Genomic DNA, 12908 nt, shown 5'->3' on the forward strand with positions numbered 1-12908 from the left:
GGTTTTATGCGTCAATCACCGTTGCTTTTGTTTTAAGCAGGTAGCTTCACCATGGCGGCGTTGTCAAAGGATAAAACCTTGTCGCCATTCTGGTTATAAGCGGTGCTGCTCATACTCAGCATTGACCAGCCGGGACGCGAGCCGAGAGGCCGGATCGCATGGACGGTACGCTTATAGGTGATCGTATCACCCGCATAGACCGGACGTATCCATTTGAGATTCTCAAAGCCGGGTGAGGGGCCAAATGTTGGCGGAACTTCGCCGCGCTTGATAGCGTCTTTGGTTGCCTCAACAATAGATGCCACGTTCAGCTTCATAAAAACTGCGGTGGTGTGCCAGCCAGACGCACAAAGACCACCCAGAACGCTGTTCTTGGCGGCTCGCGCGTCGAGATGAAACGGTTGCGGATCGAACTTTGATGCGAAGTGGATGATTTCCTCGGCGCTGAAGGTATAGCTGCCGATGGTCAGCTCTTCGCCGAGATGATCTTCAATGAAACTCATGCTTCGTCTCCTTCGCGTTCAGGATTGCGAAGGCCGATCATGGCCGTGTGCTGTAGCTCGCAAACAACTTCGCCACGCTGATTGACGATCTCGTTATGCACAGTGAGAAAGCCCACATGCGGCATGGATTTGGAGCGGCGGCGGTCAAGCACCGTCGATAGTCCGCTTAGGGTATCACCCGCAAGAACAGGCCGCTTCCAGCGGTTGAATTCAATACCGGGGCTGCCCTGTGAGGTCGAATCTTTCAGGTAGGCATCCCAGATCATGCGCATGAAAAGCGACACGGTGTGCCAGCCTGAGGCTGCTAAGCCTCCTAGGACGCTGGCCTTGCCTGCTTCTTCATCAAGGTGAAAGGGCTGCGGATCGAACTCACGGGCGAATTCGATAATCTCTTCTTTGGTGATGGTGCGCGGTCCGAAGGGAAGCTTCAGGCCTTGTGTGAAATCTTCATAAGCATATCGAGGCGTCTTATCAGTCAATACGGTCTCCTCCCGACCAGAGTGGCGTTGCCCCTCTGTTTCTCTGCCTGCGCATGTCTTAAATTCCCAAACCGGTTCCCATTTTTGGGAGACATGCGTAGAAAAAAGGCCACCGTTTTCACGGTGGCCTGATCGTATCAGGTATTGAAGCGGAACAGCATCACATCGCCGTCATGGACGATGTATTCTTTGCCTTCGTCCCGCGCTTTGCCTGCTTCCTTGGCACCGACTTCACCATTGTATTTGATGTAATCTTCATAGGCGATGGTCTGCGCACGAATGAAGCCGCGCTCGAAATCCGTATGGATAACGCCAGCAGCACCTGGAGCCTTGGTGCCGCGCTTGATGGTCCATGCGCGCGTTTCCTTGGGGCCAGCCGTGAAATAGGTGATGAGGTCAAGAAGCTTGTAGCCAGCGCGGATCAGACGGTCGAGGCCCGGCTCTTCGAGGCCCATGGCGTCGAGATATTCCTTGGCTTCTTCATCAGCAAGCTGCGCGACTTCGGCTTCGATTGCAGCGGAAATGATGACGCTTTCAGCGCCCTGTTCAGCAGCCATTTTGGCGACGGCAGCGCTGTGCTCATTGCCATTGGCGGCATCGCTTTCAGCGACATTGCAGACATAAAGCACTGGTTTCGAGGTGAGCAGGTTCAGGCCCTTGAGGATCAGCAGATCATCTGGTGCAATGTCTTTGAGCATCAGGCGAACAGGCTTGCCGTTCTGCAACAGTTCAAGTGCCTGTTCCATGACGGGCAGCACGGTGGTTGCTTCCTTGTCCTTGGATGCTGCGCGCTTGCGGATCTGAACGATGCGGCGCTCGATGCTTTCGAGGTCCGAGAGCATCAGTTCCGTTTCAACGGTTTCAGCATCCGACACAGGATCAATGCGGCCTTCGACATGGGTGATGTCGTCATCTTCAAAGCAACGCAGAACATGCACGATTGCATCGACTTCGCGGATATTGGCGAGGAACTGGTTGCCCAGACCTTCACCCTTGGATGCACCGCGCACCAGGCCTGCAATATCAACGAAGTTGATGCGGGTCGGGATGATTTCCTTTGAGCCTGCTACTTTCGCAATACCATTCTGGCGGGGATCGGGGACGGCCACTTCGCCGGTGTTCGGCTCGATGGTGCAGAATGGATAGTTTGCAGCCTGTGCCGCAGCGGTCTTGGTCAGCGCGTTAAAAAGCGTGGACTTGCCGACATTAGGCAGGCCGACGATGCCGCATTTGAAACCCATGATCTTACCTGTCAGACTAGAATAGAATTGGTGTCGCTATGCGACTTGGATAAATCTTTTGTCGCTATGCGACATGTAACTATGAAGCGTCAAGAGCACCGCGTAAAAGTCGCAGTTTAATCCTTATTTCCCAAGAGTTTCTTGAGCATTTCAGCCATTGGTCCGCCTGCTGGAATCTGCGGCTTAGCTGCACTCTGGCGTGCCTGCCGAATGTGGCTTTGGGCTTTCGGCGGCGCTTTTGCTGCCTGCGCAGGGTCAGCCTTGAAGCCGTTGGGACGCTGATTGCCGTCGCCCATGGCAACAGCCACGCGGTTCATGAAGCTGTTGTCTTCTTTTTTGGCGAGCAGGCCAACATTGTCCGCGATTGCACCAAACAGCTTATCAAGCCATTCATGATCGACTTTGGCGAAGTCGCCCAGAACATGATTGTGGACAAGTTCTTTTGCACCGGGATGTCCGATACCAAGGCGCACACGACGATAGTCTTTGCCGCCGGGGAACGCCTGCACATGGGCGTCGATAGATTTGATGCCGTTGTGACCGCCGGAGCCGCCGCCTGTCTTGATGCGCAGCTTTGCAGGCGCAAGGTCAAGCTCATCATAGATCACGACGAGATCGGCAGATGTCAGTTTGTAGAAGCGCATGGCTTCGCCAATCGACTGGCCGGAATTGTTCATGAAAGTCATTGGCTTGATGAGAAGGACTTTCTCGCCGTCAATCACGCCGTCGGCGATCTCGGCCTTGAACTTCTTCTGCCAGTTGGAAAAGCGATGGCGGCGGAATATTTCATCCACCGCCATAAAACCGATATTATGTCGGTTATGCGCATATTGAGGGCCGGGATTGCCAAGTCCTGCGATGAGCAGCATGGTTGTCTGACCCCTCTATGCGGACAGCGATTACTCGCCGTCCTTGGCTTCTTCTGCGCCTTCAGCGTTTTCTTCCGACTTGAGGCCGGCAGGTGTCGCAATGGTAGCGATCGTGAAATCGCGATCCTGAATAGCAGGGGTTGCGCCCTTAGGAAGCTTAACAGCCGAAATGTGAACCGAGTCACCGAGCTCAAGGCCGGTCAGGTCGATTTCGAGTGCGTCAGGGATAGCATTTGCCGGAACGATCAGTTCAACGTCGTGACGAACAACGTTCAGAACGCCGCCCTTCTTGATGCCCGGTGCTGCTTCTTCGTTCTTGAAGTGAACAGGAACGTTAACATGGACAACCGACTTCGCGGAAACGCGGAGGAAGTCAACATGCTGAGGGAAGTCGCGGACTGGATCGAGCTGGTAATCCTTAGGGAGAACTTGAATCTTCTTGCCGTCTACTTCGATCGTAGCAACCGTGGTTTTGAAGCCGCCGCCATGGATCTTGTAGAAGATTTCCTTGTACGAGACAGCAATTGCGAGTGGCTCCTGCTTGTCACCATAGATGACTGCTGGAATCTGGCCGTTGCGACGCAGTTCGCGGGAGGACCCCTTACCAACCCGTGTACGCAGATCGGCCTTGAGCACGTAAGTATCGCTCATGGCATTTCCTTTCAAAGTTACTGGAGTGTCGCTTGCCGTTTTATCTGTGCATGATCTTGACCGAAAACCGGTTTCCACTTTTCGGGATCATGCAACGACGAACAACATGAAACAGCCCGATATGCCTTTCACAGGGTGAGAGGCCGGGCGGCTTCATTCCGCGTTGCCTCCAAGGGTGTCTACGCGGATGGCGGTGCTATAGAACAAAGGGGCTTTTCATGCAAGGCGTTCCACAGCTTCTGTGGGCTTTTGTCTTAACGGGTGGCATTGGCCGCGTCAAAAATGTTAAGCGCATGGCAGACTGATCGCGGGTTCTGCCTGCCGAGTCGTCACAACATCCACGGAACAAAGGAAACGAGATGCAGGTCGGTATCGACATGGGTGCTGTTGCTGGAAGTGGTTCTGCCTCGGCAGTGGCGCTTGGCGGTGGTAAGCAGGCCATGCTTGATCTTGAAGAGCTTCTCGCAACGCGTCTTCTGGTGCAGGGCAATTCCGGGTCCGGCAAGTCGCATCTGCTGCGCCGCCTGCTTGAGCAGAGCGCTCAGTGGGTGCAGCAATGCATCATAGACCCGGAAGGCGATTTCGTAACGCTCGCCGATCTTTACGGCCACGTGGTTGTCGATGCTGCCCGTTCGGAATCTGAACTCACCCGCATTGCAAGCCGCATTCGCCAGCATCGTGTTTCGGTGGTGCTTAATCTCGAAGGTCTGGACGTCGAGCAGCAGATGCGTGCGGCGGCTGCTTTCCTTGGTGGTCTGTTTGATGCGGAGCGCGATTATTGGTATCCAATGCTCGTCGTGGTTGATGAAGCGCAGCTCTTTGCGCCCGCTGCCGCTGGCGAAGTGTCGGATGAAGCGCGCAAGCTTTCGCTCGGTGCTATGACGAACCTCATGTGTCGTGGTCGTAAGCGCGGTCTCGCCGGTGTGATTGCCACGCAGCGCCTTGCAAAGCTTGCCAAGAATGTGGCTGCGGAAGCATCGAATTTTTTGATGGGGCGGACCTTCCTCGATATTGATATGGCGCGCGCCGCCGATCTTCTCGGTATGGAACGCAAGCAGGCGGAACAGTTCCGCGATTTGCAGCGCGGTCATTTCATTGCGCTTGGACCGGCCTTGTCGCGCCGTCCGCTGCCGATCAAAATCGGCAAGGTTGAAACTTCTGCGCGTTCGTCGTCGCCAAAGCTGATGCCTTTGCCGGATGCGCCGGAGGATGCGCGCGATCTGATTTTTACGCCAGCGCCGGAAGAAATCCGCACCGTTGTGCGTCGCACGCCGCCACCACCTCCGCCACCATCGACGGCAGAAATTCTGGCACAGGTGGCCAAGCCAAAGCCGGAAGCAGAGCCTGTTGAGGCACCGTTGTTCCCCGGCATTGTGGAAGCCGAGCGTGATAGCTTGCTTGAGAAGGTCATGCGCGAGATCGTTGACGATCCCGATGCTTCTTTCCGCTCTGTTGCTGTGCTTTATCAGGATTTTCTGGTGCGCTGCCGGATTCATCGAGTTCCTGGCGAGCCGCTCGCTTTGCCTGCTTTCCGCCGCCGTCTTGCGGTTGCGCAAGCGAGCATTGAGAGCGATGTTGCGACTGGTGAGACATGGCAGAAGGCATTGGCGCTTTCTGAAAGCCTTACCGATGATGTGCAGGGTGTGTTTCTGATTGTCGCACAGGCAGCAGTAACGGGGGCGATATGCCCGTCTGATGCGGCACTGGCGCGAGCTTATGGCACTCACTCGCTAAGTCGCGCCCGACGCCTGTTGACCTACTTCGAAGAGCGCGGATTACTGGTTGTGCGCAATGATTTCAAAGGTTTGCGCATCGTGAACTTCCCTGATCTTGAGTGCGAGACGGCACCCGGCGATCCGAATGCGCCGGATGATCAGGCGGATGAGGCGCTTGCGGCGGAATAAAGTGGTTCTGTGCAAACCGTCATGAACCTGTAATGATCCTCAGCAACTGCTTGCAGGATCATGCAGAGAGACAAGATGACGACAAAGCCGCAGCCTGACTTCCGAGAACTGTTTATGACATTTGGCAAGATAGGGCTTTTGTCGTTTGGCGGACCTGCCGCGCAGATTGCCATGTTGCAGCGGGTTCTGGTTGATGAAAAGCGCTGGCTGGATCAGGAGCGACTGATCCATGCGCTGAATTTCTGCATGTTATTGCCGGGGCCGGAAGCCATGCAGCTCGCGACTTATACAGGCTGGGCGATCAAAGGCTGGCGCGGTGGCTTGCTGGCGGGGCTTTTGTTTGTTCTGCCCGGTGCAACCGTCATGCTGGCCTTGTCGGCGCTTTATGTTGCCTTTGGACATATGGATATTGTTGCGGGGCTTCTGTTTGGCCTCAAGGCAGCAGTGCTGGCCGTGGTGTTTGAAGCGCTGTACCGGATGGCGAAGCGCACGCTTGCTTCCGGTTTTTCCTATCTGATCGCGATTGCCGCCTTTGTAGCAATTGCGCTTCTCAAACTGCCATTTCCAATTGTCGTTCTGTTGGCAGCACTTGCCGGTGGTTTACGACACTGGTTGCGGGGCGGTGCTGCGAGCAATAACGTCGCGCAAGCCGCCCCCAATGCATTGCGTGAATTTTCGCTGCAAACCCTCATCTGGGGTGGGTTATGGCTGGTGCCATTGGTCGGGCTTTATCTGGCCTTTGGCGGCATGCATGTCTTCACTGCGGAAGCTGCATTTTTTTCCAAACTGGCAGTCGTTACATTTGGCGGTGCTTATGCAGCACTGTCCTACACAGCACAGCAGGCCGTTGAACATTTTGGCTGGATGAAACCCGGTGAAATGCTGACCGGTCTGGGACTGGCAGAAACCACGCCGGGGCCGCTGATCCTTGTACTGGTTTTCGTCGGCTTTGTAGGAGCGGCCAATCTGTCAGGATTGCCGCCACTGGCCGGTGGGCTTGTGGGCGGGCTGATTGCGCTCTGGTTTACCTTCGTGCCGTGCTTTCTCTGGATATTGGCTGGTGCGCCATTTGTGGAGCGCCTGCGTCAGTTGCGCTGGCTGTCAGCCATGCTGAGTGGAATCACGGCTGCGGTTGTTGGTGTGATTGCCAATCTCGCGCTCTGGTTTTCGCTGCACGTCCTGTTTTCACAGGTTCAAGAAGTGCCGCTCGGTCCTTTCACGCTGCCGCTGCCAGATGTCAGCACAATAGACAATGCCGCCGTCCTGATTGCAGGCGCGGCGGCATTCTTGCTTCTCGTTTTAAGGCTCAACATGCCGCTTGTGCTGTTGCTTGCGGCATGTCTCGGCATCGCAATTAAATTAATCGAACAGGCTTGAAACCGATTCTTCAGCCGCGGTGCGTGCAATCGCTTCACCAATCAGGCTGGAGATCGACAGGACGCGAATATTCGGTGCGTCGTTGATCGCGGTCGTTGGCTGGATCGAATCGGTGATAACCAGTTCTTTCAGCTTCGATGAAGCGATACGGGCAACTGCGCCACCTGAGAGAACGCCGTGGGTGATGTAGGCTGTAACGCTGTTTGCGCCCTTGGCGAGCAGAGCTTCTGCTGCATTACACAGCGTGCCGCCGGAATCAACGATATCGTCGAACAGCAGGCAGTCTTTGCCGGTCACATCGCCGATGACGTTCATGACTTCCGATTCACCCGGACGCTCACGGCGCTTATCAACGATTGCAAGCTGCGCATCGATGCGCTTTGCCAGCGAGCGGGCGCGAACCACACCACCAACGTCAGGCGAAACGACCATGCAATTGCCGGTCGGATAGTTTGCTTTCACATCGCGGGCGATAACCGGAACCGCATAGAGGTTGTCGGTTGGAATATCGAAGAAGCCCTGAATCTGACCTGCATGAAGATCCAGTGTCAAAACGCGGTTTGCACCGGCTTCGGTGATGAGGTTGGCAACCAGCTTTGCCGAGATTGGCGTGCGTGGGCCGGGTTTACGATCCTGGCGCGCATAGCCGAAATAAGGAAGCACAGCAGTGATGCGGCGTGCTGATGAACGACGGAAGGCGTCGATCATGATCAGCAGTTCCATCAGATTGTCGTTTGCCGGATAGGAGGTCGATTGCAGAACGAATACGTCTTCGCCGCGCACGTTTTCCTGAATCTCGACGAAGATTTCCTGATCGGCGAAACGGCGAACAGTCGCCTTGCCCAATGGAATGTCGAGATATTGAGCAACGGATTCGGCAAGAACCCGGTTGGAGTTGCCTGCGAAAAGTTTCATTCTTTTTGCCTCTGAAGCCGGAGCAGTTTCGTTCTGTCGCAAAAAGTCCGTGAAACGGACGTGATCTGTTGTGTCAGCGTGAACCGAAACACGTTCGGCTACGCTTATGCCACTCTTAAAAACTATAAAACCGCGTATTCTTTTTTAGAGTTGCCAAATACTGCAGCTTTCAAGGTTTTCTTGAATGAGCGGCCTATTGCAAAGAGTCACCATCATTGCAAGTCCTGTGAGGTCACAATTGCTGCAAAAAGCTCTCTTAAAGTGCTTTCCCACAGGGCTGACCACTGGATTCAGTAAAAGATTTCAGTATTTTGTCGGCGAACTGCTTTTTCATGCGCGATTTGCCGCAAGCCAGTTTGAATATTCCTGTATGGTTTTGTCAGCGATTGACTGCATGGCCGAAGGTGGAACAACGCTCCATGAGTCTGCCGCCGAACCGGATACTTTTTCCTGCCCCTGAATGCGATGAAGGCGATTGCCTGCCGCATCGAGAACATCCCAGACATAGAGAACGGTTGTCTGATTGTCTTCAGACAGCACCGAGAAATAGCCTTTCATGACATAGGCGGCATCCGCGCCATTATTGCCTGCAAGCTCAATGCCCTTTGCACGCGCGTCATCATTAATGCGATGAGTGAGCGGCGTGACGACTGTGACAGGCGCGCCGATGATCGGGGCAATATAAAGCTTGCCCGGCTTTAAGGCTGCGGAACGCGCTGGCACTGTGGGCGCCGTCGCAGGTGTCGTGGCGTCCGGGGTCAGCGCTGCCGGTGTGGTTTGTGCAGGTTGCGGCGTGGCTCCCTGCACGTTCAATGCAGATTCGGTGCTGTTGCAGGCGGCAAGCAGTCCAGCAAGCAACAACATCATGAAAAGACGTGCCTTGTTCATGTTCGGCTTCATGCTCCTGAAAGCGCAGACTATTCCAGCGCCCGTCAGATTTATCGCCGATTGTGCGCTATTTGGCAATCATATCAAGAGAATGGCGGGATAAAGGCAGAGCAGCACCATTTGTTGTGAGATAAGTCTGCCCCAGCGTCATGGCGGTTTCCGTGTCGGAATCCATAATGATCATGTGTGCAAACAGCGTCATATCTGGCTGTATGCTTTCGGGATTTCCTGAATAAAACATTTGCGGGTCCATCCAGGATGGTGTGAAGCGCGCGCCTACAGAATAGCCGCAGGCATTGAGCCTGTGACGGGTGAGGCCATGGGCTTCCATCGTGCGCGAATGTGCGTCAAACACATCGCCAAATGTTGACGCAGGTGTCATCGCCTGTTCGACCGCTTCGAGTGCTTCACGTGCAGCGGCGTAAAGTCTTTCGTGCTCCGGCTTTGGCTGCCCGACGATAATCGTGCGCATCATCGGCGCATGGTAATGGCGATAAACGCCGGACCATTCAAGCGTGAGCTGATCATTGGCTGAAAGCGTTCGACGACCGGCTTTGTAACGGCAGAGCAGAGCATCGGCGCCGGAGCCAATGATATATTCATTGGCCGGATAGTCACCATCGCCTGCAAAATTGGCGGCCATCATCGCAGCAAGAATATCGGCTTCGCTTGCGCCGGCTTTGATAAGTTTCAGTGCGGCATCCAGCGCATCGTCGCCTAACTCTGCCGCACGTTTGATAAGCGTTATCTCGGCCGGGCTTTTGAGAAGGCGCAGACTGTCCACTATGCCGGAGGCATCGTAGAGCTTAGCGAAGCTCTGTAACTGATCATCAAGTTTGCGAGCATTGGCGCCGGTTAGTCCATGGGTCTGGTATTCAATGCCGATGCGCGTGCCCAGCAGATCAAGCTCGGTGAGAATGTTTCGCAGATCAATGGCCGGGTTTGCATTGTCGCGATCGGTCCAGACGACGATATTCTCGATGTTGGATGTATGGCGCGCTTGCCGGAGGTCGGCGGAGCGGGTCATCAATACGGTTGAACCGTCGGCTTTGACGACAAGGCACTGGAAAAAGCAGAAGCCAAAGGTGTCGTAGCCGGTCAGCCAGTACATGCTTTCCTGCGCAAACAGCAGCAAAGCATCCAGCTTCTCTTCCTCCATCTTCAAGATCAGACGGTCGCGACGTGCAGCGAATTCTTCCGGCTCGAAGTGAAGGGCCATGCGGTTCTCCTCAGTCTACAATGGCAATGGCGGCGATCTGACGGCCATAATCAGGCTCGTTACGATGCGTCGTGCGCCGATAGGAATAAAACTGTTCTTCATCGGCATAGGTACACTGACGCAATGATTCTGCCCTGACACCCGCGCGGGTCAGGCGGTCTGTGATGAAAGTCCAGAGATCGAAAAGCTTGTGTGCTTCTTTGTCCGAAGGCTCAAAATATTTGGTATAAGATGGGTCTTTGCTTGTAAATTCGGCATAGAATTCCGGTCCGACTTCATAATTGTCTGGGCCGATTGTTGGACCAAGAACGGCAATAATATTTTCGCGCTTGGCACCCAGCTTGATCATCGCTTCAATGGTGTTTTCGAGCACACCTGTAAACGCACCACGCCAGCCGGCATGGGCCGAGCCAATGACGCCTGCTTCATGATCGGCAAACAGCACCGGGCCACAATCAGCCGACAATGCGCCGATCGCGATGCCGGGAACATTGGTCACCATTGCATCGGCTTTTGGGCGTGGCGCCGTGAGAGGTTGGGTGACGTAGACAACATCAGGTGAGTGGACTTGATGCACTGTGACGAGATGATCGGATGCGACGCCAAGTGTCTCGGCCACGCGGCGGCGATTTTCGCTCACGCGTTCCGGCACGTCATTGGAGCCGCTGCCGACGTTAAGCCCTGCATAAATTCCATCTGAAACGCCGCCTTTGCGGGTGAAAAAGCCATGCGCAATGCGCTTGCCGTTTAATCCGGCAATGCCGTCCAGCAGAGGGGAGCGAAGCGGTTGCGGCTTGTCGGTCATGAGCTTTCTCTTTCAAACGGCTGGATGGTGGGGGAGGCTTGATTGCTTGTCAATCGCAGCTTTTTGACGATGTGATTTATCAGGCAGTCTCAAAGGGGAAGATTTTTGTTTGTTTGTCGGCAATAGCCAGCACTTTGAAAAGCGTTCCCATCTGGTCGGGCGCTGCCAAGCGCTCGACATCTTGGCGCAGTTTATTCTGGAAAGCGCCCTCGCGCCCGGCCCCCAAACGTCCAGCGCGATCAACAAGACCCATGCCCAACAGAAAATCGCCCTGCGTCATGGTTGCGGTTTTGCAACCGCAATTGCGCGCGGTTTTTTCCAGCATGTCGAAATCGACGTGGCTGGTGAGGTCTGCTTCTCCCGGATGGGCAAAAACATCATCATAGGCATGCTTCAGCATAGCTTGCAGTGTGTCGCCGAAGCCCGATTGCAGATGGCCATAATCGATAGAAAGTGCGGCCCCGCGCGAAATGGCAATGCGCTGTGCAATTTCCTGCATCAAGGCGGTGCGGGCAGGGGCTGCTTCGAAAATTGTGCCTTCGGGTGCTGTCTGGTGGCCTGCGGGCAGCAGTGCCTCATCAATGCCGCCTGTGCCGCTGATGAAGTAAAACGCGTCCTGTTCATTCAGTGCGATCAGCCGTTCGACAAAACGGCCATTCGATTTTACGAATTGTCTGAACGGAATTGCATCGAACAATTCGTTGGAAACGAGGATGAGTGGGCCGTCCGGAACATCAGAGAATTGTTTGAACCATTCCACGTTCTCACGGCCAAGTTTCTGCTTTTGCTTTTCGATCAGTCTTGGACTGGTCTCAACCATGGCAATGCACATTGAACCAGACATTGCAGGCGCAAGCTTTGCTATTGTGCGCAACATGTCACTCATCAGCGTTCCGCGACCGGGACCAATCTCGCAGAGCACGGCGTTATCAGGGCGACCGAGAGCATCCCAAATGCCAACAGACCAGATGCCGATCAGTTCACCGAACATCTGGCTGACTTCTGGAGCGGTGATGAAATCACCATCGCGCCCAAAAGGTTCGCGTGTCGTATAGTAGCCAGATTCCCGGTCGCCAAGGCAGGCAGCCATATAGTCGGCAACGCTGATCGGCCCTGTGGTGCCGATCAGCCGTTTCAGCCGGTGTTTTAACGATGCCTCAGGCATGTTTTGCTGCCGCCCGATTGGCGCGCCACATCGCCCATAGACCAATCAGAACCATTGGAAGGGAAAGGATCATCCCCATGGTCAGCCAGCCGCCGAAGAGATAGCCAAGTTGTGCATCGGGTTCGCGGAAAAACTCGACGATGATGCGGCTCAGACCATAGCCGAGAACGAATGTGCCTGCGATAAAGCCGGGTGCTTTGAGTTTTTTACCGGCCCAGACAAGCACGAACAGAACGAAAAACAGGACCAGCCCCTCAAGAAATGCTTCATAGAGCTGGCTTGGATGGCGCGGAAGGCCGCCGCCATTCGGGAAGCGTACAGCCCATGCCACATCGCTGACGCGGCCCCATAATTCATCATTGATGAAGTTCGCCACACGCACCACGCCAAGACCGACTGGTACACCCGCAGCGACAACATCGAACATGCTCCAGACCTTGATGCCGCGTGAGCGTGCAAAAAGGATCATGGCAATTGTTGTGCCGAGAATGCCGCCATGAAAAGACATGCCGCCATCCCAAACCGCAGGAATAGCCAGCGGATTGGTGAGATAATAGGGGAGGTTATAAAAAAGCACATAGCCCAAACGTCCGCCAAGCACGACGCCAAGCGCTGCCCAAATCACAAAATCATCAAGTGCTTCAGGCTGCATGGGGGGCTGGTTGCTGGCCCACAGGCGGTGGTTGCGCAGCAGCTTTTTGCCATACCACCAGGCAAACATAATGCCGATGACATAGCCAAGGCCATACCAATGCACGGCCAGCGGACCGATCGAAAAGATCACTGGATCAATATTTGGAAAAGCAAGGCCAGAGGCTGGCTGCAAAGTCTCCATGATAAAATAACTCCATTTTCCGGCGGAACATGCGCGACGATATCTGAGTGGTCAAGT

Annotated in this window: 13 protein-coding genes; 2 read left to right on the plus strand and 11 right to left on the minus strand. The window is 54.8% G+C overall.

The features are described from left to right. Nucleotides 1–32 precede the first annotated feature (32 nt). The 5 genes from ABE527_RS08165 to ABE527_RS08185 form a co-directional block, all read right to left on the minus strand. The gene (locus ABE527_RS08165; RefSeq protein ID WP_499696603.1) at nt 33–503 is read right to left on the minus strand and encodes a MaoC family dehydratase; all 471 of its coding nucleotides are present in this window, start codon (nt 501–503) and stop codon (nt 33–35) included. Continuing rightward, entirely contained in the window at nt 500–982 is a 483-nt protein-coding gene (locus tag ABE527_RS08170; RefSeq protein WP_499696604.1) for a MaoC family dehydratase, read from the minus strand. The genes ABE527_RS08165 and ABE527_RS08170 overlap by 4 nt, the downstream gene beginning before the upstream one ends. Before the next feature lie 137 nt (nt 983–1119). Next, complete coding sequence (ychF, locus tag ABE527_RS08175) at nt 1120–2223, minus strand: redox-regulated ATPase YchF (RefSeq protein WP_265985561.1); 1104 nt, start codon at nt 2221–2223, stop codon at nt 1120–1122. A gap of 116 nt (nt 2224–2339) precedes the next feature. Next, entirely contained in the window at nt 2340–3092 is a 753-nt protein-coding gene (gene pth / locus ABE527_RS08180; protein ID WP_499696605.1) for an aminoacyl-tRNA hydrolase, read from the minus strand. Nucleotides 3093–3122: 30 nt separating this feature from the next. Further along, nucleotides 3123–3743 carry a 50S ribosomal protein L25/general stress protein Ctc gene (locus tag ABE527_RS08185; RefSeq protein ID WP_265985559.1) on the minus strand — a complete coding sequence of 207 codons (621 nt, stop codon included), beginning with the start codon at nt 3741–3743 and terminating at the stop codon, nt 3123–3125. Nucleotides 3744–4102: 359 nt separating this feature from the next. Between ABE527_RS08185 and ABE527_RS08190 the strand changes: the two genes are divergently transcribed. Both ABE527_RS08190 and chrA read left to right on the plus strand, forming a co-directional pair. Beyond that, a complete protein-coding gene (locus tag ABE527_RS08190; protein WP_265985558.1) occupies nt 4103–5647 on the plus strand; it encodes a helicase HerA domain-containing protein in 1545 nt (514 codons plus the stop codon). Between the two features lie 75 nt (nt 5648–5722). Next, nucleotides 5723–7024 (plus strand): chromate efflux transporter, encoded by a 1302-nt coding sequence (gene chrA, locus ABE527_RS08195; protein WP_499696606.1) that lies wholly within the window; start codon nt 5723–5725, stop codon nt 7022–7024. On the opposite strand, the gene ABE527_RS08200 is transcribed toward chrA, so the two are convergent. The 6 genes from ABE527_RS08200 to lgt form a co-directional block, all read right to left on the minus strand. Further along, on the minus strand, nt 7007–7939 hold the full coding sequence (locus ABE527_RS08200) for a ribose-phosphate pyrophosphokinase (RefSeq protein ID WP_396998164.1): 933 nt from the start codon (nt 7937–7939) through the stop codon (nt 7007–7009). The genes chrA and ABE527_RS08200 overlap by 18 nt on opposite strands. 330 nt (nt 7940–8269) lie before the next feature. Further along, nucleotides 8270–8839: a hypothetical protein gene (locus ABE527_RS08205; protein WP_265985555.1), complete on the minus strand. Its 570-nt coding sequence runs from the start codon at nt 8837–8839 to the stop codon at nt 8270–8272. A 55-nt stretch (nt 8840–8894) separates the two neighbouring features. Next, nucleotides 8895–10046, minus strand: a complete 1152-nt coding sequence (locus tag ABE527_RS08210; protein ID WP_396998168.1) for a M24 family metallopeptidase — start codon at nt 10044–10046, stop codon at nt 8895–8897. A gap of 10 nt (nt 10047–10056) precedes the next feature. Beyond that, on the minus strand, nt 10057–10851 hold the full coding sequence (gene pgeF / locus ABE527_RS08215) for a peptidoglycan editing factor PgeF (protein WP_499696607.1): 795 nt from the start codon (nt 10849–10851) through the stop codon (nt 10057–10059). A 79-nt stretch (nt 10852–10930) separates the two neighbouring features. After that, nucleotides 10931–12016 (minus strand): class I SAM-dependent methyltransferase, encoded by a 1086-nt coding sequence (locus ABE527_RS08220; protein WP_499696608.1) that lies wholly within the window; start codon nt 12014–12016, stop codon nt 10931–10933. Further along, entirely contained in the window at nt 12009–12854 is an 846-nt protein-coding gene (gene lgt, locus ABE527_RS08225) for a prolipoprotein diacylglyceryl transferase (RefSeq protein WP_265985700.1), read from the minus strand. The genes ABE527_RS08220 and lgt overlap by 8 nt, the downstream gene beginning before the upstream one ends. Nucleotides 12855–12908: the final 54 nt, after the last annotated feature.

Origin of the sequence: Brucella sp. TWI432 (assembly GCF_039674445.1) — a bacterium.
GTDB lineage: Bacteria > Pseudomonadota > Alphaproteobacteria > Rhizobiales > Rhizobiaceae > Brucella > Brucella chromiisoli.